20 protein-coding genes and 2 pseudogenes are annotated in these 21,199 nt (G+C 60.6%); 16 read left to right on the forward strand and 6 right to left on the reverse strand.

Annotated features, from left to right (window positions below):
• Both ku and ligD read left to right on the forward strand, forming a co-directional pair.
• Window positions 1–716 (forward strand): non-homologous end joining protein Ku (gene ku, locus DDF70_RS29355; protein ID WP_114948243.1); only part of this gene is annotated, 716 nt, incomplete at its 5' end.
• 34 nt (window positions 717–750) lie between these two features.
• The gene (ligD, locus tag DDF70_RS29360; RefSeq protein WP_114948244.1) at window positions 751–3,330 is read left to right on the forward strand and encodes a DNA ligase D; all 2,580 of its coding nucleotides are present in this window, start codon (window positions 751–753) and stop codon (window positions 3,328–3,330) included.
• Window positions 3,331–3,390: 60 nt separating this feature from the next.
• On the opposite strand, the gene DDF70_RS29365 is transcribed toward ligD, so the two are convergent.
• The gene (locus DDF70_RS29365) at window positions 3,391–4,053 is read right to left on the reverse strand and encodes a methyltransferase family protein (RefSeq protein ID WP_114948245.1); all 663 of its coding nucleotides are present in this window, start codon (window positions 4,051–4,053) and stop codon (window positions 3,391–3,393) included.
• 1,005 nt (window positions 4,054–5,058) lie between these two features.
• Between DDF70_RS29365 and DDF70_RS29370 the strand changes: the two genes are divergently transcribed.
• The 3 genes from DDF70_RS29370 to DDF70_RS29380 all read left to right on the forward strand — a co-directional run bounded on the left by DDF70_RS29370 (window position 5,059) and on the right by DDF70_RS29380 (window position 6,454).
• On the forward strand, window positions 5,059–5,244 hold the full coding sequence (locus tag DDF70_RS29370) for a NepR family anti-sigma factor (RefSeq protein WP_114948246.1): 186 nt from the start codon (window positions 5,059–5,061) through the stop codon (window positions 5,242–5,244).
• Window positions 5,245–5,287: 43 nt separating this feature from the next.
• A complete protein-coding gene (locus DDF70_RS29375; protein ID WP_114948247.1) occupies window positions 5,288–5,593 on the forward strand; it encodes an integration host factor subunit alpha in 306 nt (101 codons plus the stop codon).
• A 387-nt stretch (window positions 5,594–5,980) separates the two neighbouring features.
• On the forward strand, window positions 5,981–6,454 hold the full coding sequence (locus tag DDF70_RS29380; RefSeq protein WP_114948248.1) for a sigma factor-like helix-turn-helix DNA-binding protein: 474 nt from the start codon (window positions 5,981–5,983) through the stop codon (window positions 6,452–6,454).
• Between the two features lie 13 nt (window positions 6,455–6,467).
• Here DDF70_RS29380 and DDF70_RS29385 read toward each other — a convergent pair whose 3' ends face one another.
• The 3 genes from DDF70_RS29385 to DDF70_RS29400 all read right to left on the reverse strand — a co-directional run bounded on the left by DDF70_RS29385 (window position 6,468) and on the right by DDF70_RS29400 (window position 8,309).
• Window positions 6,468–7,259, reverse strand: coding sequence for a restriction endonuclease (locus DDF70_RS29385; protein WP_114948249.1), 792 nt, complete (start codon window positions 7,257–7,259; stop codon window positions 6,468–6,470).
• A gap of 441 nt (window positions 7,260–7,700) precedes the next feature.
• Window positions 7,701–8,006 carry a hypothetical protein gene (locus tag DDF70_RS29395; RefSeq protein WP_114948251.1) on the reverse strand — a complete coding sequence of 102 codons (306 nt, stop codon included), beginning with the start codon at window positions 8,004–8,006 and terminating at the stop codon, window positions 7,701–7,703.
• A 93-nt stretch (window positions 8,007–8,099) separates the two neighbouring features.
• Window positions 8,100–8,309 carry a cold-shock protein gene (locus DDF70_RS29400; RefSeq protein ID WP_114946528.1) on the reverse strand — a complete coding sequence of 70 codons (210 nt, stop codon included), beginning with the start codon at window positions 8,307–8,309 and terminating at the stop codon, window positions 8,100–8,102.
• 312 nt (window positions 8,310–8,621) lie between these two features.
• Between DDF70_RS29400 and DDF70_RS29405 the strand changes: the two genes are divergently transcribed.
• The 11 genes and pseudogenes from DDF70_RS29405 to DDF70_RS29450 all read left to right on the forward strand — a co-directional run bounded on the left by DDF70_RS29405 (window position 8,622) and on the right by DDF70_RS29450 (window position 19,270).
• Window positions 8,622–9,101, forward strand: a complete 480-nt coding sequence (locus DDF70_RS29405; protein ID WP_245435686.1) for a helix-turn-helix domain-containing protein — start codon at window positions 8,622–8,624, stop codon at window positions 9,099–9,101.
• Window positions 9,102–9,472: 371 nt separating this feature from the next.
• Window positions 9,473–10,480 (forward strand): ABC transporter substrate-binding protein, encoded by a 1,008-nt coding sequence (locus DDF70_RS29410; protein ID WP_114948252.1) that lies wholly within the window; start codon window positions 9,473–9,475, stop codon window positions 10,478–10,480.
• The gene (locus tag DDF70_RS29415; RefSeq protein WP_114948253.1) at window positions 10,477–11,061 is read left to right on the forward strand and encodes an SCO family protein; all 585 of its coding nucleotides are present in this window, start codon (window positions 10,477–10,479) and stop codon (window positions 11,059–11,061) included. The genes DDF70_RS29410 and DDF70_RS29415 overlap by 4 nt, the downstream gene beginning before the upstream one ends.
• The gene (locus DDF70_RS29420; protein ID WP_114948254.1) at window positions 11,048–13,672 is read left to right on the forward strand and encodes an ATP-binding protein; all 2,625 of its coding nucleotides are present in this window, start codon (window positions 11,048–11,050) and stop codon (window positions 13,670–13,672) included. The genes DDF70_RS29415 and DDF70_RS29420 overlap by 14 nt, the downstream gene beginning before the upstream one ends.
• Window positions 13,672–14,034, forward strand: a complete 363-nt coding sequence (locus DDF70_RS29425; RefSeq protein ID WP_114948255.1) for a response regulator — start codon at window positions 13,672–13,674, stop codon at window positions 14,032–14,034. The genes DDF70_RS29420 and DDF70_RS29425 overlap by 1 nt, the downstream gene beginning before the upstream one ends.
• Window positions 14,035–14,049: 15 nt before the next feature.
• On the forward strand, window positions 14,050–15,228 hold the full coding sequence (locus DDF70_RS29430) for a response regulator (RefSeq protein WP_114948256.1): 1,179 nt from the start codon (window positions 14,050–14,052) through the stop codon (window positions 15,226–15,228).
• A gap of 165 nt (window positions 15,229–15,393) precedes the next feature.
• Window positions 15,394–16,401, forward strand: a complete 1,008-nt coding sequence (locus tag DDF70_RS29435) for an ABC transporter substrate-binding protein (RefSeq protein ID WP_114948257.1) — start codon at window positions 15,394–15,396, stop codon at window positions 16,399–16,401.
• A 204-nt stretch (window positions 16,402–16,605) separates the two neighbouring features.
• The gene (locus DDF70_RS29440; RefSeq protein WP_245435687.1) at window positions 16,606–17,628 is read left to right on the forward strand and encodes an ABC transporter substrate-binding protein; all 1,023 of its coding nucleotides are present in this window, start codon (window positions 16,606–16,608) and stop codon (window positions 17,626–17,628) included.
• 312 nt (window positions 17,629–17,940) lie between these two features.
• Window positions 17,941–18,069 (forward strand): annotated as a pseudogene (locus DDF70_RS39350) (NAD(P)/FAD-dependent oxidoreductase); the annotation flags it as partial.
• A 61-nt stretch (window positions 18,070–18,130) separates the two neighbouring features.
• The gene (locus DDF70_RS38385) at window positions 18,131–18,316 is read left to right on the forward strand and encodes a hypothetical protein (RefSeq protein WP_245435688.1); all 186 of its coding nucleotides are present in this window, start codon (window positions 18,131–18,133) and stop codon (window positions 18,314–18,316) included.
• Between the two features lie 9 nt (window positions 18,317–18,325).
• A complete protein-coding gene (locus tag DDF70_RS29450) occupies window positions 18,326–19,270 on the forward strand; it encodes a CapA family protein (protein ID WP_245435689.1) in 945 nt (314 codons plus the stop codon).
• Between the two features lie 584 nt (window positions 19,271–19,854).
• Here DDF70_RS29450 and DDF70_RS29455 read toward each other — a convergent pair.
• Both DDF70_RS29455 and DDF70_RS37075 read right to left on the reverse strand, forming a co-directional pair.
• Window positions 19,855–20,508 carry an OsmC family protein gene (locus DDF70_RS29455; protein ID WP_114948259.1) on the reverse strand — a complete coding sequence of 218 codons (654 nt, stop codon included), beginning with the start codon at window positions 20,506–20,508 and terminating at the stop codon, window positions 19,855–19,857.
• 394 nt (window positions 20,509–20,902) lie between these two features.
• A pseudogene (locus DDF70_RS37075) lies at window positions 20,903–21,199 on the reverse strand (complex I NDUFA9 subunit family protein); the annotation flags it as partial.

Here is a 21,199-nt window from a genome sequence, read left to right on the forward strand (position 1 = left end):
AGGTCGTCGAGAGTGAAGACCAGGTCAAAGGGTTCGCGGTCGGGAAGGGCAGCTACATCCAGGTCGAGGACGAAGAACTCGACGCTCTGAAGCTGGAAAGCACCCACACGATCGACATCGAGAGCTTTGTGCCACGCGAGGAGGTCGATGAGCGCTTCCTCGACACGGCCTACTACATCGCCCCGACCGACAAGGTGTCGAGCGAAGCCTTCTGCGTCATTCGGGATGCCATCCGCGACAAAGGCATGGCTGGCATTGCCCGTATTGTGCTGGCGCGGCGTGAACGCATGATCCTGCTGGAGCCTCTCGACGAAGGGCTTGTCGGCACGACGCTGCACGCGGCCGACGAGGTTCGCGACGAAGACAAGGTCTTCGATGAGATCAGCGAGGTGAAGTATCCCAAGGAGATGAAGGATCTCGCCGCGCACATCATCGACAGCAAGGCGGCCCATTTCGATCCGAAGCAATTTGATGACCGGTACGAGGAAGCGGTCGCCGAGCTGCTGAAGTCGAAGCAGGCCGGCAAGCCGCTGAAAGAGGAGCCGTCCGAGAAGCCCTCGAACGTCGTCAATCTTATGGATGCGCTCAAGCGCAGTATCTCGGCCGAGAAGGCAGGGTCCGCAGGCAAGAAAGCTGCTCCGGCGAAGAAAGCCGCGGCGAAGTCCAAGGCGCCGAAAAAGCCCGCACCCAAGACGAAGGCCCGCAAAGCTGGCTAGGTGCCCAACGAGTTATGTCGCGTAGGAGTGTGCCATGGCTGCGGGATCATCCAGTCTGAAAACAAGGAAGGCCCCATCGCGAAGCCGGCCCGCCACGAAAAGAGCCTCAGGTTATCTCACCACCTACCGGGCGAAACGCGACTTCTCCATCACGAACGAACCCAAGGCGAAGACAGCCAAGTCTCAGGGCAACCGCTTCGTGGTGCAGAAGCACGATGCTCGCCGCCTGCACTATGACTTGCGACTGGAGCTCAATGGGGTCCTCAAAAGTTGGGCAGTAACGCGGGGGCCGAGCCTGGTCCCCGGTGAGAAGCGCCTCTCGGTCCACACCGAGGACCATCCCCTGAAGTACATCGATTTCGAGGGCGTCATTCCGGCCGGCCAGTATGGCGGCGGGACGATGATCGTCTGGGATCAGGGCCGCTGGATTCCGGAAGGCGACCCGCATGCCGATTATGCCGGTGGACGTTTGACGTTTACTCTTGAGGGCGAGCGCCTCAAAGGTAAGTGGCACCTCATTCGGACCCGCGGCAAGCCCGGCGAGAAGAATGAGCAGTGGCTGTTGCTCAAATCTGATGATGAGGCCGCCCGCACCTCCGAGGATCCGGACATCCTGGAGGAGGAGACGACCTCACTCAAATCAGGCCGGACCATTGAGGAACTGGCCGCTCAAGGCGACATCCGGGTCGACCATGCTGCACGCGCGAAGGTGGCTAGATCGAAGTTGGAGAAATCGCGCCGCCCCTCGAAGATCAAAGGTGCGAAGAAGGACATTCTGCCAGCCTTTGTCGAACCCGCGCTGGCACAACTGGTTGAGACTGCCCCAAGGGGTGACAACTGGCTTCACGAAATCAAGCTCGATGGCTATCGCATGCAGGCCCGCATCGATGGCGGCCAAGTCCAACTCCTGACACGAAAGGGGCTCGATTGGACAGCGAAGTTCAAGCCAATCGCAAATGCCCTCAAAGAACTGAAGATTCCATCGGCGTTGCTCGACGGTGAAATCGTCGTGGAGGACGAGGCAGGGGTCTCAAGTTTCTCGGCACTCCAACAGGAGCTCAAGGGCGGGAAGGGCGAGCGCTTCGTCTACTATGTCTTCGACCTGCTTTATCTCGACGGAGAGGACCTGAGGAAGGCGACACTGGCAGACCGCAAGGCGGCCTTGCGGCTGCTGTTCGATGACCTGCCTCAGGGTGGCGCTATCCGCTTCAGCGAACACCTTGAGGAGGATGGCGCAACGCTCGTGCGGCACGCGTGCCGAATGGGCTTGGAGGGGATCATCTCCAAGCGCGCCGATCAGCCCTACAGGTCGGGTCGAGGCGACGATTGGGTCAAGTCGAAGTGCACGCAGCGCCGGGAACTGGTGATCGCCGGGTACTTGCCCTCGAGCGCGAGCAAGAAGGCTGTGGGCTCACTCGTCATGGGTGTCTATGAGGCCGGCAAGCTCATTCCGGTTGGCCGCGTCGGGACCGGCTTCACATCGGAGGTGGCGGGCGCTCTCTACAAGACCCTCACGTCGATCGAGATAAAAGCCTCGCCCTTTACCAGCAAGATCCCTGCCACTGCCAGTCGGGGGGTGAAGTGGGTCAGGCCGGAGCTGGTCGCCGAGGTCGAGTTCCGCGGGTGGACCCATGACGGCATGGTCCGGCAGGGCTCGTTCCAAGGGCTGCGCGAGGATAAGGATCCCCGGGACGTCGTGTGGGAGGCCGCTGTGCAGGGCTCCCGCGACACAACACCTGGTGCTGCGATCCTTGAGAAAGCCCATCTCACGCATCCCGACCGCGTTTTGTGGGAGGACGAGGGGCTCACCAAGCTCGGGCTCGCTGAGTTCTATACGGAGATCGCCGAGTGGATCCTGCCTCACATCGTGAACCGGCCCCTCTCGCTCCTGCGCTGCCCAGGCGGATCGCAGAAGGAATGCTTTTTCCAGAAGCATGCTTGGGCAGGTCTCGATGAGAATCTGATCGAGCGGGTCCGCGTCGGAGAGGACGAAGCCGTTGCGATCCAGGACCTGTCCGGCCTTCTCGCTCTGGTGCAAGCCGGTGTCCTCGAGATTCATCCCTGGGGCTCAACGCTGGAGAACCCGGAGAAGCCCGATCGGCTTATCTTCGACTTGGACCCGGGGGAGGGCGTCAGCTGGGATGCGGTCGTTCAGGGTGCGAACGACGTGCGTGATTACCTGCAGGACCTCGATCTTGTGAGCTTCGTCAAGACATCGGGCGGCAAGGGTCTGCACGTCGTTGTGCCACTGCGGCCGAAGGCCTCCTGGGACGAGGCCAAAACATTTGCGGCCAGTGTCGCAGCAGCCATGACGAAAGCGAGCCCCCTCCTGTACACGGACACGATGGCAAAGCGGGCCAGGACGGGCCGAATCTTCATCGACTACCTGCGCAACGGGCGGGGAGCGACGGCCGTGGCGGCCTATTCCACGCGGGCCCGAGCCGGCGCTCCGGTGTCGACGCCACTGACGTGGGAGGAACTGTGGACGGTCCGCAGCGGCAATCAGTATCGGGTCAGCAATCTGGCGGCGCGGCTGTCGCATCTTCAGGGCGACCCGTGGGCCCACTTTGGAGAGGTCGACCAAGTTGTTCCGCGCGCAGCGAGACGCCGATAGGCGCAATGGATTAGGGCCACCAGCTATGATGGCACGCGGTCTCAGAACCCGAATGGCGTCTTACCAGATCCGCGGAATGAACCGAAAGCGAACCCGCATGATGTAGGCTTCGTAGCCGGGAAGCTCTGCCCGCAGCGTGCGCTCCTCATGCACGGCCCGCCAGGCGATGGCGAGGATCAGGGAGACGGAGATGATCAAGCCCCACCAGGAGCCCAGCAATAGCGGTAGGCCGACCAAGAGGAACAGGGCGCTCGTATACATAGGATGGCGTACGAAAGCATAGGGACCGGTGTCGATCACCGTCTGGTTCGTCTGGATTTTCACCACAGGTGCCGCGAAGGCGTTCTCACGGAACGTCCACCAAGTGCCGGCAAAATCGATCAGGATAGCCAGAGCGCCAAGCCCCTGGAGCCAGCGCGGCACCGCCGCGAAGCCCGTCCGGGCGGCATCCCAGGCCATGAAGACCAGCCAGCCGAGGAAGGCGAGCATGAACAGCGAGAGCCAGATACGATCCCAAGGGGCCTGGGCCCGCTGGAGCGGAGAGGCCATACGCTCGCGCAGGAGTTCGGGACTGTGCCTTGCCAGCCAAGCGACCATGCCAAAGCCGCCACCAGCGAAGAGCCCGATGAAGATCCAGGCACCAGGATAGGCCAGTGTTCCCGCCGGCCAAAGAAGCAGGACAGCCATGAAGGCCGTCCAGACCACAAGCTGGAGCATATACATCACCACCGGACCCTCCTGTCGTTCAAACCGCGGCGCCGTGAGATCCACGGACACGACATCAACTCCACCATTCGGACAGGATGAGGATCAGGCAGCGGGCCGCCCGATCCGCCAGGCGGGAGATCATGAGCGATGGCGGCAGCAGGGAGGTTTCGATCAATCCTGGCAGTCACGATCGAGTCCAATGTCGCGACGAAGATGCTCATCGAGCCGATCAACTCCCCTCAGGCAGGGTCTGCGCTTGGCAAAGAATCAACGCGGGCTAAAGCGAAGGACGAAGGCGGTCATGGGCTGCCGATCATGGTCGGGAGACTGAGGAGGCGCGCGCAAGCAGCGCTCAAAAGGCGTCTATCGCCTGGGCGTACCTGGCATCATCCGGTTCGACGATCGGCCATGTGGGATGTGACATCCCACCAACAGCGAAAGCCTCCTCACCCGCCGTTGTCAGGGAGATGAGGAGGCTTCCTTGAAGTGAGGAGGTTGTCATCCTCGCCCGAGTAACGGCGAACTTGGCGGATGGTTTCAGCCTGAGCGGATGAGGACTTGCAGCACGAAGACCGCTGCCAGCAAGGCGGTTAGCAAAGCAAACACGATGAGCGTCCGCTTATTCTGAGTGATCGGGTCCTGTGGCCGGCCGCAATGAGGGCACACACCCAGGTGGGCCGGGATCTCTCGTTCGCAGGTTGAGCAGGCCATCACCAAGCCAAAGACACCTGAATAGGTTTCGGGGTAGCCAAAACGAAAAGGCCCGACCAATGCCGGGCCTTGGCAACCGCCATGGTGCCTAGGAAAGGCAGGCGGGATGCACCTACTGTGAAATCCGTTTTGACCATCCAAGTAACGCCGACAACAGTTACTCGTCCCGCATCTGAGTGGGCATTCTCTGAACGTCCAACTCTGTCCATGAGCTAAACAGCCAGGCTGAAACCGACCACGTTAGCACGAGTTGCCTCTTCACATATGTTAACCAGGGGCAATGCAGGGCACAGCCGTGAGAACGATGCCATGCAGCAGAATAACACTCGGGATTGGTCGCGTGACGTCCCCAGCAGCTTGAACGTCTCCCAGGAGCAGGTAGTCTCCTTCATCGGGCACTCCTTGAAGAGCCTGTACGACGATGTGCTCGCAGCCGACATGCCAGAGCACCTCAAAGCTCTTGTGCTCAAGCTTGAGGAGACATATCCCCCGTAGGGCACGCCCTTTGCGAGGGCACCTCTGGATGATGGGATTTTAGATGACCGGCAAGAACGTCACTCGCGCTGATCTGGCGCAAGCCTTGGCCTATGCCCTCGGCCTGCCCAGACACGAGGCCGTCGTCCTAGCCGAGCAGGTGCTAACCGAGATCTGCAATACGCTGGAGCGTGGGGAGAACGTGAAGCTGTCCGGCTTTGGCAACTTCGTGGTCCGGAAGAAGGCGCAGCGCGTGGGCCGCAACCCGAAGACTGGTGCAGAGGTGCCGATCGAGCCTCGGCGCGTTGTGACCTTCACGCCATCCCATAAGCTGAAGGATCGTGTGAACGGCGATCCTGTGAGCGCCTGATTTCTAAGGCACGGTGAACCCGGCCCTGACATAAGTGACCCGTTGTCCGAAGCTATTTGCCTTTCGCAGGAGCATACAACGCCATCGGTGGCTGTGACTTGAGCAGCGGGTATCGCCAAATGACGGGTTTATCCCGACTATAGGTTGAGTAAGTCAGCCCACCCATAATGGGGAAGCGGCGAAGATGGAACAAATCAACAACCAATTAGCACGGCCGAGCTTGAAAAACGCGAATCCTGGACTCTATTCTGTTTCGGGTCGGCTCAATTCGGCCGGCCTATCCGGATAGCCGTGTGGGGCTGACGGACCGTTTCACCATCTCTTCGTCGTTCAAAAGTCAGCCTGAACCGATGTGATCGCATCGGGGCAGGAGTTCAGGAGTCTCTTTTGGCTACGCTGAAGCAATTCGAAGAAGCCCTGCGCGCCCAAGGCATGAACATGGCCCTGGCCATTCTGGCGAAGATGCGCGAGGAGGAGAAGAAGACACGGTCGATCTCGCCGGCCCGTCGCGTCTCAGGGAGCAAGATGACGCCGGAACTCGCCCGCAAAGTCCTCGAGCTTCATAACACCACCGATATGACCCAGCAGGAGATCGCCTTCCAGCTTGGGGTCAATCAGGGGCGCGTGAACGAAGTCATTCGCCGAGGAAAATGGCTGACCGAAGACCCGAATTCCGAGGAAGCACAGGCCCGTGACAAGGCAAAAGCCCGGATGAAGCGCATGCAGTCGGAGGATACACCGATCCCGCGCAAGCAGCCGGTGACCGCAGGTGCCGAGGAAGCCCCGAAAAAGCCGAGAGCGCAGCCTGCTAGTCCTGCACAGTTGTCGATCGACGACTTTCTCAAGATCTCCGACGACTAAATGGAATCCTGTATCAGCGGGAGCCTGCCCCGCTGGTGACGATCAGTTCAAGCTGCGGCAGATCGGTGTGGTGCATCAGCAGCACGCCGTTCTTGTGCGCGAGCTGGTGAGCCGACTTGGTGAAGACCGAGTTGGTGACGACGACGGCGTAGGGCGCATCCTGAAAGGCGGCAGCAGCATAAGCCTCCTGAACCGCCTTGTTGCCGACCGTGCCGTTGTAGAACTTGCACTGGATCACAACTCGCCGATCCTCTTTCTCTGCAATGATGTCGGCGCCTTGGTCGCCTGATCCGGGTGTCAACGAGGCGCGCCATCCGGCCTCCTGGAGGACCTCCCGGCAGTAGAGCTCAAATTCCCTGCCGGTCATCGTGTCGTCGAGCACAACCGTCGACTCGGTTGGCTGGTGTTGATCGATGATCCGGTTAATGCGCGTCCTCAGGCGGGCGACGAAGCGCTTCGGATCCTTGGATAGGAGATGCTCGACATTCCTGCGCTGGAACTCCGGCACGAGCGTCTTTTTGATGAAGGTGTTGAGATGCTTATCCCACGCCTCCTCAGAGACATTTCCATATTCGTCAGGTGAGAGCATATGGGCGCGTTTGGTCGCCAACGTCCTGACATGTGTCAGTGCAGCTCGGTCTGTCAGGTCATAGATCAGCAGGACCGAATGGACCTTGGTGAGGCGCAGGAACAGCAGCAGGGCTAGCGCGATCCAGGCGGCGACCGGCTGGAGATACCAGCCGATACCGAGGAGGAAGAGTAGAACAGCGCTAAACGCCTTGTGTCTCCAGAGGTAGCGAAACATTCCCGTATCCGGCAGTCGGCGGCGGGTTCCCGTGTGACTGCGAGAGTTTGGATACCCGACGGACGTTACCAGCCGCTTCGCAAAGGCTCCGGCGGATTGAAACTCACAGGATTATTTCGGCTGCTACTGCCTGGTGAACCTGGTTCGGTCGAGGATTTGACCGGCGAAGGCTCGCAACTCTTCGGCAGAGCTGGTCTCATCCCGCTGAATGAAGAAGAGCCCGGTATGGAGCAGGATCATTAACGCTCTGGCTCGTTGAGACTCGGCATCAGTGGCCGCCATCACTTCAGCCATCTTAGCTCGCATGATCGCGGCGTCACGATCCAGGATCTCCACAAGGCGAGAGGTCACTGCATCTCCTTCCAAGTGGGTCGTACAGGGGCGCTGGTCGTTGATCACTCACCCCGCTAAGTGGTGGCGCGGCGGAGCCGGAAGGTCCAATCACTCAGGCTTGATGCCGAGGGCAAGGCAATAGCCGTAGTAAGCGTATCCGCCTGCCTTATGATAGATCTCCACAATGTCCATTTTCTTGCGGCGGTCGAGCGCAAAGCGCGATCCGGTCCGTTGCAGGCGCAGGTACGCCTTCGGGCAGGCGTCGAGTTTGACGGTCTCACGCAGGCGAGGGAATTCTTCGCTCGACATTTCCTGCGAGTAGCCATCACGCCCCATGAACATCACGAAGACCTTCCGGTGCTCATTGATGAAGTGCTCGTCGCTGAGGAAGGCAGGGGGCGATGTCTCTGTCATGGGTTTCTTCGATTTGGCAGGCACAACAAAAAAGCCGCCCCGGAATGGAGCGGCTTCGCGTTGAGGCGGAGCAATCCGCAAATGTGAGAGGTCTTAAACCTCCTGCAGGTTGGCCGCAGACTCTTTGCCCGACCGGCGGTCCTGCTCGATCTCGTAGGAGATCTTCTGGCCGTCCTTCAGACCACGCAGGCCTGCGCGCTCCACCGCTGAAATATGGACGAACACGTCCTTGCCGCCATTGTCCGGCTGAATGAAGCCGTAACCCTTGGTCTCGTTAAACCACTTAACCGTCCCAGTTGCCATTCTCGTCTCTAGTCCCTTGCAGTTCCCCTCCGGCGGAACGTCCTGCTCCGCCCTCCGGTGGCCGATCTGCCACACGAAGGAGGCTAGTTGGGTAAGGTAACCGAGGCAACAAAGTGGCGGAAGGATAGTAAATGGCGGGAGATCGGCGGCGTTACCTCGCAATGGCGCCGGCTGGATATGGCTTCAAGAATGTCGGTATCCATCGGTTTCGATGCCGATGAACATCCCGTGCCAGGTTCCGCCAAAGACGCTTGCGAGGAGGGAGGCGATGCAGCCCCCCCACAAGATCGTCGTCTTTGGCACATCTGAGACGTGAGGGCGGCGTGGCAAGCTTGGCTCGATCTCAACCTCTACGCCCGCCTGCCATGGCTCGGCCTGATCATGGCGGCCGCCATTCTGCGGGCGCGCGGGCTAACGAACCATCTGCTGCCCTTGGCGGCTGGGTTCAAGCAATCGAAGTTCCGGCCGCAGGGCCGAGAAGGGGCTCGCGAGAAGCTCGAGGGCTTCTGCACGGTACTCGAGGAGGCGCTCGCCATCGCTACCAAGGATCTCGACCGTCTGATCCTGGCCTGTGAACTGATGAGCCGGGTGACGGCGAAAATCCGCTCCAACTCCAAACTGCCGCAGCTGGTCGAGCTGTTCCTGTCGCGCCCGCTGGTCACGGTGCCGCTCGCGGCCAAGCTTATACGGGTCACGCCCAAGGCCGTGGACCTGATGCTGGCCCAGCTCGGCGGCGCGCTGCCGCGCGAGCTCACCGGACGCACCCGCTACCGCGCCTGGGGCATCGTGTAAACCTCCCCAATCACATCTCATCCCGGACTTCAGATCCATCTTGACCAATTCAAAGCCTTTAGCCCGGGAGAGACATTGCAGCGGCTGGAGATTGGCTGGCCCATTGCGAATTCCGTCTGGAAGGCTTGGCGATAGAGGCGTAAAATTGCCTCCAGGGAGTGATGGCGCGGTCTGGTGCCCGCAAGCCAGACATTGCCAGGATCGTGCCATTGCAGGAACTGGAGCGGCAACGTTCTCGCCTCATTGGGCGCATGGACGGGGAATGCCGAGAGGAAGTACGCGAGGACGGTGCGCTAATCGACAATCGGTCCTGATCATTCCTCCAAACGGGAAGACAGGCCTCATTCGATATCAAGTGGAGGAGACGCTCCATGCACAGCACTTCCACCCGCCGCCATGTCCTCGCTGGCCTCACGACAGCCGGGCTAGCCGCCCTGCTCGATACCCGAGGAGCCTCCTCCGAGGAGACTCCTCTCGAAACCACCACCGTTCGTTTCTCGAAATCTCCCGGGATCTGCAACGCGCCGCAGTTTGTGGCAGAAGACCTGCTCCGCGCCGATGGTTTTTCCGACTTCCGTTACGTAGATGCAGTAGCCGGTCTGACCGCCACCGCGATGCTGGCCCGCAGCGAAGTGGACTTTGTTGTTGAGTTCGGAACCGCTCTGGCTCTGCAGATCGATCAGGGGGCGCCCCTCAAGATCCTTACCGGCGTGCATGTCGGGTGCTACGAACTTTTTGCACATGAGGGCATCAACAGTGTCCTCGACCTGAAAGGCAAGACTGTCGGTGCCGGGCAAAATCTCGGATCCGACCCGCATGTCTTCGTGACAGCAATGGCGACCCATGTCGGGCTTGACCCGCTCAAGGACATCAATTGGGTGACGAGTGACGTCAATCCGATGGAGCTGTTCACGCAGGGCAGGATAGACGCCTTTGTGGCCTTTCCACCAGAGCCGCAGGAGCTCCGCACCCGCAAGATTGGCCATGTCATCGTCAACAGCATTCTGGATCGCCCGTGGTCTCAATACTATTGCTGCATGCTGGCCACCAATGCGTCATATCTGGAGAAGTATCCGGCGGCTACCAAACGGGTCGTGCGCGCTGTCCTCAAGGCCACTGATCTCTGCGTCTCGGATCCCGAGCAGGTGGCTACGCTCTTGGTGAATGGCGGCTATACCAAGCGGTACGATCCCGCCCTTCAAGCCCTCAAGGAAATCTCCTACGCCAAATGGCGGGACTACGATCCGGAGGATACAATCCGGTTCTATTCCCTGCGCCTGCATGAGGCCGGCATGATCAAGTCGAGCCCACAGAAGATTATCGCCAGTGGCACCGACTGGCGCTTCCTCAATGAGATCAGACGTGAGTTGAAGACATGATCGGACGCCTTGCCCCCGTTCTGCTGGCAACATTGCTATCCTGGCCGGCGCAGAGCCACGACGCACCGCACAACCAGCGTCTTCCGATCATTCGGACAGCCCCGGACTTTACCCTGACATCGCAGGACGGCCATCGCGTGTCGCTTCACGACTTCCGTGGCAAGGCGGTCGCTGTCACCTTCATCTTTGCGTCCTGCACGGACACCTGTCCACTGCTGACAGACAACATGGCGCGCGTGCAGGAAAAGCTCGGCTCCACATTCGGATCCAGGATCGCCTTCGTGTCGATCACCGTCGATCCCGAGCGCGATACGCCCGAAGCACTGCTGCAATATGCGCAGAACTTCGGCGCCGACTTGAAAGGCTGGGCCTTTCTGACCGGTGACCCCGGCGCTATCCGTGAGGTCGAGCGAAAGTACGGCGTCTTCGCGAAGAAGACCCCGTCCGGCGATGTCGACCACACCTTCCTGACGTCACTCATCGACCCGAAGGGAAACCTGCGTGTGCAGTATCTCGGCGTCCGGTTCGACCTGGAGGAGTTCCGCGGTGATCTTCTCAAGCTCCTCGATGAGGCCGAATAGCATCAGAAACTGGCTGGTCGGCTGGGTCGCCCGGTTGCCGGCGCGCGTTCAGACCAAGCTGCTGGCCGCGTTTCTCTCCATCGTTGGGCTCCTCATCGTGCTCGGTGCGGTGGGGTTGCAGGTGTTGAGCGGGGTCAACGAGCAAACCGATGTGCTGATCCGCCAGCAGCGCAAGATCGCGGCCTACCATCAGGTCCAGCACGATACCACCAGCCAGCTCTACAGCATCTCGACCGCACTCCTGCTGCAGGACGACCGAATGCTCGATGCCGCGCTCCGCCAGCTCAGGCAGTTCGGCTATGACCTCGATCGCATGGAATTCATCGCCCGGGACGAGGCTGAGCTTCTTGCCCAAGTTCGCCAGGACTATGACCGCCTGACGGCTGAGGTGACACGGGTCGTGGACCTCATCCGCACCGGCCAGACGACTGAAGCGCGGACAACGCAAGTGGCGCAGATCATGCCACTGGCGGACCGCCTGGAACGGCTGACGAACCAGCTCGTCAACATTGCCGAGGCCGACATGGTGGACGCAATCGAGACGACCGAGCGGGCCTACGCCACCTCCCGGATCGTCGTGATCTCGTTTGCCGTCGGCAGTATCCTGCTGGCGCTCGGCCTTGGATACATCATCTCATGGTCGCTGATCGAGCCGGTCAAGGAGATCGAGACCCATCTCAGCCAGATCGCGGCCGGCGACTTTGCACAGAAGGTCACGATCGCCAATCGCGATGAGCTCGGCGCGCTCGCTCAGAACGTCAATCGGACATCCGAGCAGCTCGGGCAGCTTTACCGACAGATCGAGGCCCGCACGCACGAACTCACCGAGGCCCTGACCTACCAGACTGCCACCGGTGAGGTGCTCAAGGCCATCAGCCGCTCGACGCTTCACCTGCAGCCTGTGCTCGACACGTTACTGGAGACTGCCGCCCGGCTGTGCCGCGCCAACCGCGCCCTCCTGTTCCGCTTGGACGATGGCCTTTATCGGCTCCGGGCCTCGTACTGCTTCTCCGACGAGTTCAAGCAGTTCCTCGAGAATAACCCCATCAGTCCGGACGCGGTCGGCACCATTGTCGGGCGCACCACCAAGGAGCGTCGCGTGCTTCACTATGAGGATGTCGCGACGGACGACCGTTACAGGTGGAAGGAAGCCGAGGCTTTTGGAGGCTTCCGCACCGTGCTCGGCGTGCCCCTGTTGCGAGACGGGGAGCCGATCGGCGCGATCGTGCTCTCTCGTCCCCATGTCGAGCCCTTCACCGACAAGCAGATCGATCTGATTACGGTCTTTGCCGATCAGGCGGTGATCGCTATTGAGAACGCGCGTCTCGTCCGAGAGCTGAAGGAGCAGTCAGCAGCACTGGCCGCCTCGGTCGAAGAGCTCAAGGCTCTGGCTGAGATCGGTCAGTCCGTCAGCGGCACCCTCGACCTGACCCAGGTCCTCGATCTGATCTCCAGCCGGGCGATGGCACTGGGCCAGGCGGATGCCTGTGGGCTGTTCCGGTACGACCGAACCAACCGCGCCTTCGTGCTGTGGCGGGCCAGCGGCCTCGATGAGGCTTTTTCGGAGCAGCTCCGTCATATCCGAATTCTGGAAGTCGAGACGGTTATGGGGAGTGCGATCCGGCAGCATGTTCCGGTCGCTGTCAGCGACATCATGGAACTGCCGAACTGGCCGCTGCGCGATGCCGCTGTCGGGGCTGGTATCCGGAGCGTTCTGATTGTTCCACTCGTCCGGGCGGAAAGGATCTTCGGGACGCTCGTGCTGATGCGGCGGGAGCAAGCGGAGTTTCCCAGGCGAACCGTCGACCTGATGCAGACCTTCGCGAACCAGTCGGTGCTCGCCATCCAGAACGCACGTTTGTTCCGCGAGATCGAGGACAAGAGCCGTCAGCTCCAGATTGCCAGCCAGCATAAATCGCAGTTCTTAGCAAACATGAGTCATGAACTGCGCACTCCTTTGAATGCAGTCCTCGGCTACACGGAGATGCTGCTCGACGGCGTCTATGGCGACGTGACCGGCGAAGCTCACGAGATCCTGGAGTACATTCAGGCAAACGGCCAGCACCTTCTGGCGCTCATCAACGACGTGCTCGACCTATCGAAGATTGAGGCCGGGCAGCTTGCGCTGGCGCTCGATGAGTATGCCGTCCAAGGCGTCATCGAAGCCGTGGTCTCCGTCGCCCAACCGCTTGCTCAGGCCAAGAGCCTCGATCTGAAGGTCAGGATCGCGGAGGATCTTCCGCTTGGACGGGGTGATGAGCGGCGACTGACCCAGGTTCTCCTCAACCTCGTCGGAAACGCCATCAAGTTCACCGACACAGGCTCGGTCACGATCACCGCAACGGTGGTCGGTGACCTTCTGGAACTGGCTGTGACCGACACCGGACCAGGCATCGCTCCTGCCGACCAGGAGCGGATCTTCGACGCCTTCCAGCAGGTCGACAACTCCTCAACCCGGCAAAAGGGCGGTACCGGTTTGGGGCTCGCGATCTCACGGCGTATCGTCCAGATGCACGGCGGGACGATCGCCGTGGAATCCACCTCGGGGCAGGGCTCCACCTTCCGGATCAAAATCCCGCTCCAGGCTGGCGAAGTCATGGAGGCGGCGTAATGAAGCGCATCCTGGTGGTGGAGGACACCTGGCACAATCGAAAGATACTGCGCGATCTGCTCACGCGGGCAGGCTTCGAGGTGCTGGAGGCGGTCAATGGCGAGGAGGGCATAGCCCAGGCCGAACAACACCGGCCCGACCTGATCCTGATGGATATTCAGTTGCCGCTGGTGGATGGCTACGACGCGACCCGGCGTATCAAGGGTAATCCGGCCCTGCACCACATTCCGATCATCGCCGTCACCTCCTATGCCCTCGCGGGCGACGAGGCAAAGACGCGTGAGGCCGGCTGCGACGGCTATGTCGCTAAGCCATTCAGTCCGCGCAGTCTGCTGGCGAAGGTCCAGGAGTATCTCACATGAAACGGACGTCCGGCCATGCGTGATATACCCCTTATACTCGTGGTCGACGACACGCCGCAGAACCTCGACCTGATGACGCGCCGGCTCAGGAGCCAAGGCTACGAGGTTGCGACGGCCAACGACGGGGAGGAGGCGCTCGCCCGGGTTGCGGAGCTTGAGCCCGATCTGATTCTCCTGGACATCATGATGCCCAGGCTCGACGGGATCGAGACCGTCCGGCGCCTGAAGGCCGACGCCGCTCACCGACATATCCCCATCATCCTCGTCACCGCCAAGTCGGACCCGCGGGATGTGGTCGAAGGCCTCGACGCCGGTGGCGATGACTACCTGACCAAACCGATTGACCATGCCGCGTTGCTGGCGCGGGTCCGGTCCATGCTGCGGATTAAGGCGCTGCACGATACCGTCCAAGATCAGGCCCGAGAACTGGCTGCCTGGAACCAGCATCTCGAGCAGCGCGTCACTGAGCAAGTTGAGCAGATTGGGCGAATGGAGCGCCTGCGCCGGTTCCTGCCGCCTCAAGTGGCGGATCTTGTGGTCGCCGGGCGGGGAGGCACAGATCCTCTGGAGAGTCACCGGCGCGACGTCACAGTCGTATTCGGGGATCTGCGGGGGTTTACGGGCTTTGCCGAGACGGCGGAGCCAGAGGAAGTGATAACTGTTCTCCGGGAGTATCACACTGCGATCGGGCAGCTCGTGCTGCAGTTCGAGGGAACCCTGGAGCGCTTTGTCGGCGACGGCGTGCTGGTTCTGTTCAACGATCCGCTGCCACAACGGGATCATGCCGAGCGCGCGGTGAGGCTGGCACTCCACATGCGCGAGTGCATTCATGCCCTGGCCGAGGGTTGGCGGAAGCGTGGGCATGACCTTGGCTTCGGCGTTGGCGTGGCCAGAGGATACGCGACATTGGGCAGTGTCGGCTTCGAGCATCGGCAGGAATACTCGGTCATCGGCACGGTTCCAAACCTCGCGTGCCGTTTGTGCGGCGAGGCGAAGCCAGGCCAAATCCTGCTGAGTCAGAAGGTCCTCGCTTCTGTTCACGGCAAGATCGACATTAGTCCCGCTGGAGATCTGACGCTGAAAGGCTTTCACAAGCCGGTCCCAGCCTTTGAGCTTGTTTCATGGCGTGGATCGTGTGACCAGCCAATGCACGCGGCAGTTGGTGAAAAAGCCGAGCAAGGAGATGTCCGATGAGGGAACTGAGGCGCTCCCCGCTCCCGGAGGTAATGTCATTGAGGAATATGCCCACGAAACGCGGACGATTGCCGTCGAAGGAACAAGCCAGCGCACGTCAGAACGTTCCTGTGCAAACAGAAGGTTCGAGCTGGCTGATCCGAGATCAACGGGAGGAGGCACTCCATGGATACCTTTCAGACCCGCCGTCATGTCTTGACCGGCCTCGGCGCAATGGGACTTGTTCCACTGTTGAGCCGTCCTGGAGCCTTCGCCGACGAGGCTGCGCTTGAGACAACCTCTGTCCGCTTCGCACGGTCTCCGGGCATCTGCCTGGCACCGCAATTTATGGCCGAAGAGCTGATCCGCGCTGACGGGCTCTCGGACTTCCGCTATGTGGATACACAGGCCAGCCTGAGCTCGATAGCGCTGGCGGCGCGCGGTGAGGTAGACTTCGTCGTCGAGTACGGAACTGCACTTGCCATTCGCATCGATCAGGGAGATCCGATCAAGGTGCTCAGCGGCGTGCATGTGGGCTGCTACGAGCTGTTCGCGCATGAGGGCATCAACAGCGTCCTCGACCTGAAGGGTAAGAGTGTCGCTGTGGGGGTGGCGCGGGGGTCGGATCCGCACGTCTACGTCAGTGCGATGGCAAGCTATGTCGGCCTTGATCCGCTCAAGGACATTGATTGGGTGACGAGCGATGTCGACCCCATGGAGCTGTTCGCACAGCACAAGGTTGATGCCTTCCTTGCGGGACCGCCCGAGCCACAGGAGCTGCGCGCTCGCAAGATTGGCCATGTCATCCTCAACAGCCTCCAGGACCGTCCCTGGTCACAGTATTTTTGCTGCATGCTGGCCGCCAATGCAGCTTATGCCGCAAAATATCCGGGGGCTACCAAGAGGGTCGTGCGCGCTGTGCTGAAGGCCAATGACCTGTGCGTCTCGGAGCCGGAGCGTGTGGCCAGGCTTCTGATCAATGACGGGTATGCCCCACACTATGACTCAGCTCTTCAGACGCTCAGGGACATTCCCTATGCCAAATGGCGGGAGCTCGATCCGGAAGACACGATCAGGTTCTTCTCGTTGCGGCTTCGTGAGGGAGGGATGATCAAATCGAGCCCACAGAGGATCATTGCCAATGGCACCGATTGGCGCTTCCTCAATGAGATCAAACGTGAGTTGAAGACCTGAGCGAGTGGTTGTTGCACACCCGGTGACGGAATGTTCTTGGATGATTCTTCCAATACACCGGGCCGCTATTGAGGCTCGTGCCGGATGAAAGTCTGGTGAGCGTCGGCCTGACAGGATGCGAGAAGGATCTTTGTCGGCCAAGCGGTTCGACAGGTATCGCTTTGCAGCCTGTCATACAGGCCAGCAGTTGGAACGGAGGTTCCCATGCATACCCTATACGCTGGACCATTCAACCGACGGAGGTTCCTGCGTGGGATAACGCTGGCGGGGACAGCGGGGCTCCTGGGCTGGCACCCCGGGCAAGCGGCTGCGGAGCCACCGCCTGAGACGACGCGGATCCGGCTCGTCCGGATTCCCAGCATCTGTCAAGCACCTCAGTATATAGCTGAAGAACTGCTGCGCAGCGAAGGGTTCACCGAGGTGCACTTCCTGCAAAAAGAGGGGACCGCAGATATCGAGGCGGCCCTCGCCTCCGGTGAAGCCGACCTCAACGGGCATTTCGCTGCCCCGCTCCTTCTGCGCCTAGAGGCTGGGGATCCCATCGTCATCCTGGCAGGACTCCACGTCGGCTGCTTTGAGTTGTTCGGGACCGATCGCGTTCTGACGATTCGCGATCTCAAGGGGAAGACTGTGGCCGTGCCGACGCTCGATTCCGCCCGATACGTCTTTCTCGCCAGTATGACTGCGTATGTGGGCCTGGACCTTCATCGGGACATACACTTCGTCACGTATCCGGGACCCGAGTCCATCCGGCTCCTAGGTGAGGGGAAGATCGATGCCTATCTGGGCTTTCCCCCCGAACCGCAGGAGATGCGGGAGCAGCGGATCGGCCATGTTGTGATTAGCAGCACCGTGGACCGGCCTTGGTCGCAATACTTCTGCTGCATGCTGGCTGGGAATCGAGAGTTCGTCCGCACGTGTCCAGTAGCCACCAAACGCGCCCTCCGCGCCATCTTGAAAGCCGCGGATTTCTGCGCTAGCGAACCCGAGCAGTCCGCGCAGTTCATGGTAGATCAGGGCTATACTAAGCGCTATGACCATGCCCTCCAGGTCATGAAGGCGCTCCCCTACGGTCAGTGGCGTGAGTATAGCGCTGAGGACACTCTACGCTTCTACGCCCTGCGCCTCCATGAGGTTGGGATGCTCAAGAGCACCCCTCAGAAGCTCCTGGCCCAGGGCACCGACTGGCGCTTCTTCAACGAACTGCGGAAGGAGTTGAAGGGATAGCCTTCGTTGGGCGCGTAAGTTTGGATGTCCGCTTTTGATCGGTTCTGTTCCTCTTGAAGAGCATGAGGTTTTGGGGGCAACTCTAATGCCTTTAGGGCAGCCGTTATTGATAGGCAGGTAAATGCGTTGTGAATCGGCACCGAAGAACTGACCCCTCTCGAGCGGAGCGCAACGCCTGGGTTCAGCGACGCAAAATGGAAATTTGGTGGGGTCACGATCGGCGCCGATGATGACCCCGCTGAAGCGACGAATTCTCCATCAATGTCATGTGCGTAACGGCAGTCGGCTCAAGGGTACATATTCGATGCTGAATCACACCTTGAGGGCAAACCTCTGCAGCCCTTCCACTATCGGGACTTCGGTTCTCTGGTGTCGCTTGGCGAGTACAGCACGGTTGGCAACCTGATGGGGTTCATCCGGGGTAAGGACTTCTTCAATGCTCCTGGCGCTTGCGGCAAGCCACGCTCCGCTCAGAATACCCGGAACCGCTTCGAACCCGGCCATGGCTGGCGAGTTGCGCCGGCCAGAAAATGCCGTCACTGTCTTCCTGTGTGGCGATGTCATGCTCGGGCGCGGCATCGATCAGGTCCTGCCTTATCCGAGCAATCCGCAACTGCACGAAGGATCTATCACCTCCGCGCTCGGATACGTGCAACTTGCCGAGAAGGCACATGGTCCGATCCCATGACCGGTCGGCTTGGACTATGTCTGGGGTGCGGCGCTGGACGAGTGGCGGAGGGCCGATCCGGATCTGCGCTTCATCAATCTTGAGACCTCCATCACGCGCAGTGAAGCCTATGAACCTAAAGGCATCAACTATCGCATGAGTCCGGAGAATGCCGCCTGCCTTCTCGCGGCTGGCATTGATGGTTGCAGTCTCGCCAACAACCACGTTCTGGACTGGGGTGAAGCCGGTTTGATCGAAACTTTGCAAGTTCTCGGGCGTTACGGAATCGCTACGGCCGGAGCAGGTCGAAGCTTGGCCGAAGCCAGGACCCCGGCGATCCTGGAGATCGCCGGCAAGGGACGTGTGATCGTTTTTTCCTATGCCATGACGACGAGCGGTACTCCGCCGGACTGGGCGGCGACGCCGGCCGGGCCTGGCGTGAACCTCCTGCCCGATCTCTCTGAAGCCACCGCCAATCAAGTCGCCGGGCAGGTGAGAGCGATCAAACAACCAGGAGACGTGGTGATCGCCTCGATCCACTGGGGTCCCAACTGGGGCTATGCCATACCGGATGAGCGCAGGCGGTTCGCTCATGCTCTGATCGACCGGGCAGGCATATCCGTTCTGCATGGCCACTCCTCGCATCATCCGGTCGCGATCGAACGCTATCGCAACCGATTGATCCTCTACGGCTGCGGCGACTTCCTCAACGATTACGAAGGCATTGCGGGCTACGAAGAGTTCCGGAGCGATCTCAGCTTGATGTACTTCGCGACCGTAGACGCGGTCACGGGTGATCTCATGGGCCTTGAGATGACGCCTCTCCAGATCCGCCGGTTCCGCCTGCACCGCCCGACGCATGAGGATGCGCAATGGCTGCAACATACGCTTGATCGTGAATGCCGGCGCTTTGGCAGCCGGATCAGGCTCAGCCCGGAAGATCGACTGGTCTTTTTTGATCCGGCTCGGCGATGACCAACCAACCATGTTCTCTAGGTCTTGTCGCTGTTGGCCGTAGTCAGTCGGCGGAGGTCCGGTAATTACACGGAGCCGAAGTAGGCCGAGGGCCCGCAGTTGCAGGGTAAGCGGACCTTCACACGGCAACACTTGCGGACTGTACCTGACCTACTCCAGACCATCCTGGGACTAGGGCAAATGCCTGATCGCAGCAGTTGTTTTCGGTAGCTCCAGGCGGTCGATTTCATGCTGCTGCAGCTGGGAGGAGCGCTGCCGAGGGAGCTGACCGGCCGGCGACGCTATCGGGCTTGGGCATTGTCTAACTTGAGTAGACTGTTATCTCTTGAACCGGACCATCGCAGCCCACCCTGCCCGAGATAGAGAAGAGCCTCTCGGCGACACTCAGGGCGGTCGGATCGGCCACGTTCAGAATCCGAGTGCCCGGATTGTTCAGCGTTGTGCGGACAAGCACTGCGATGTTGGCAACGGATGAGGTGTGAAAGCGGCTTGTCCCACCATAAGCCAGCCGGATCATTGAACACTAATTAATGCGGCTCATGTAAGCACCAGTCCTGATGCATCCGCAGATCAGGCCCCGGCAGTTAACGCGCTTGAAGCTCTGACGGTGCCAGAGTGTTATCTGCGTGCTCGACTAAATGGGTGAGCGCGTTGATGTGAAGGGGACTTCCTGCTCCAGTCATCCGGATCCAGCCGGGAGGGTCGCTTGCCGGGAAGCTCTGGTCAGAGTCGCGGTCGACCGGATCATAGCTCTCACCGGGGGCGTGTGCGGCCAAGGTCGTGACGATGTCGATCCCCGAGGTGAGCATGCCAACCAGCGGGCACATGTCTGCAACTTTGAGGAGGAGGTCACGTTGGGTATCCGAAAGTGGCCCGACAAGATCAACGCTTCGCTCGATGCGGTCGGAGATCTTTCCCGACGGTTGCCCGTCCGCACCTCTCGGGTGAGTTTGAGAATGGGTGAGGCGCACAACGACTTGTTCGAGAGGCCAGGCCTTACGCCGAGCGAAGGCTCCCACGATCATTGACGTACACGCCCCGAGCGCCGCCAGAAGGTACTGATAGGGATCAGGGCCGGCGGCTTGTCCGCCAGCGCCCAAGGGCTGATCGGCGTGCAGGGTATGGTCACCGACGAAGATCACTTGTCCGAATGCAGTATGCTCCAAGTTCGTGACGATGGCTGTATTGCTGCTGCCTTCTGCCTCGCGCTCGAGAGGGCCGAGTGGAGTGATCTGCATCTGCGATCTCCTTCAATGCGAACGCATCACTTCGATACTTTCTAACTGTGAGCGATCTCGACAACATGCCTGATTAAAGCACTATACCACTTCTCGCAGTCGCGGGCCCGCGTTTGGGCAACCGCTGCAAGAGATCGCTGGCAGCCGCTGGTCTCGGCCAAGAAGCGCCCCAGTCTCAGGACGTGATCGAGATGTTGGGCCGGGACCGGCCGGCGCATAGTGAGCGCGGCCCTCTGTGCATGAGCTTGCACCAATCCACCTGCCTCGCAATGCCCGCACCTACGCGAGTTTCAGTCATCAGCTCCGGCCGGGTCGCCAGATCGACACGATGGTCCAGAGGCTTCAGTAAGCCTGTGCACGGATATGAGGGTCTGCCTTGGTTAGGCCTGAGACGTCAGCCCCGTCCTACCTGTCGATAGGCCGCGAGATACTCAGGGACGATCGTCTCGAGCGCTTGGGGCTTGACACCAAGGTCACCAAGCGTCGGCTCGGAGCCGCTGACCACCTTGTCGGTCCTCAGCAGCCGGACCTGATCGCGGGTGAGCGGCGCATCAGGGAACACCTGCAGCAGCCCGCCCAACAACTCGGCCGCCCAGAACGGCAGGAGCACCAGCAGCGGCCGGGCGCTGATGGTCGCGCAGACAAACTCAAGCAGCTCTTTGAAGGTATAGACCCGGGGGCCGCCGAATTC

It is taken from the genome of Microvirga calopogonii (assembly GCF_003347665.1).
Classification (GTDB): Bacteria; Pseudomonadota; Alphaproteobacteria; order Rhizobiales; family Beijerinckiaceae; genus Microvirga; species Microvirga calopogonii.

What these genes read in the sequence shown, in the direction of transcription:
- ligD (WP_114948244.1), top strand. Translation starts at nt 751, where the DNA reads ATGGCTGCGGGATCATCCAGTCTGAAAACAAGGAAGGCCCCATCGCGA.
- DDF70_RS29365 (WP_114948245.1), bottom strand. Translation starts at nt 4,053, where the DNA reads ATGTATATGCTCCAGCTTGTGGTCTGGACGGCCTTCATGGCTGTCCTG.
- DDF70_RS29370 (WP_114948246.1), top strand. Translation starts at nt 5,059, where the DNA reads ATGCAGCAGAATAACACTCGGGATTGGTCGCGTGACGTCCCCAGCAGC.
- DDF70_RS29375 (WP_114948247.1), top strand. Translation starts at nt 5,288, where the DNA reads ATGACCGGCAAGAACGTCACTCGCGCTGATCTGGCGCAAGCCTTGGCC.
- DDF70_RS29385 (WP_114948249.1), bottom strand. Translation starts at nt 7,259, where the DNA reads ATGTTTCGCTACCTCTGGAGACACAAGGCGTTTAGCGCTGTTCTACTC.
- DDF70_RS29395 (WP_114948251.1), bottom strand. Translation starts at nt 8,006, where the DNA reads ATGACAGAGACATCGCCCCCTGCCTTCCTCAGCGACGAGCACTTCATC.
- DDF70_RS29400 (WP_114946528.1), bottom strand. Translation starts at nt 8,309, where the DNA reads ATGGCAACTGGGACGGTTAAGTGGTTTAACGAGACCAAGGGTTACGGC.
- DDF70_RS29410 (WP_114948252.1), top strand. Translation starts at nt 9,473, where the DNA reads ATGCACAGCACTTCCACCCGCCGCCATGTCCTCGCTGGCCTCACGACA.
- DDF70_RS29415 (WP_114948253.1), top strand. Translation starts at nt 10,477, where the DNA reads ATGATCGGACGCCTTGCCCCCGTTCTGCTGGCAACATTGCTATCCTGG.
- DDF70_RS29420 (WP_114948254.1), top strand. Translation starts at nt 11,048, where the DNA reads ATGAGGCCGAATAGCATCAGAAACTGGCTGGTCGGCTGGGTCGCCCGG.
- DDF70_RS29425 (WP_114948255.1), top strand. Translation starts at nt 13,672, where the DNA reads ATGAAGCGCATCCTGGTGGTGGAGGACACCTGGCACAATCGAAAGATA.
- DDF70_RS29430 (WP_114948256.1), top strand. Translation starts at nt 14,050, where the DNA reads ATGCGTGATATACCCCTTATACTCGTGGTCGACGACACGCCGCAGAAC.
- DDF70_RS29435 (WP_114948257.1), top strand. Translation starts at nt 15,394, where the DNA reads ATGGATACCTTTCAGACCCGCCGTCATGTCTTGACCGGCCTCGGCGCA.
- DDF70_RS29440 (WP_245435687.1), top strand. Translation starts at nt 16,606, where the DNA reads ATGCATACCCTATACGCTGGACCATTCAACCGACGGAGGTTCCTGCGT.
- DDF70_RS38385 (WP_245435688.1), top strand. Translation starts at nt 18,131, where the DNA reads ATGGCTGGCGAGTTGCGCCGGCCAGAAAATGCCGTCACTGTCTTCCTG.
- DDF70_RS29455 (WP_114948259.1), bottom strand. Translation starts at nt 20,508, where the DNA reads ATGCAGATCACTCCACTCGGCCCTCTCGAGCGCGAGGCAGAAGGCAGC.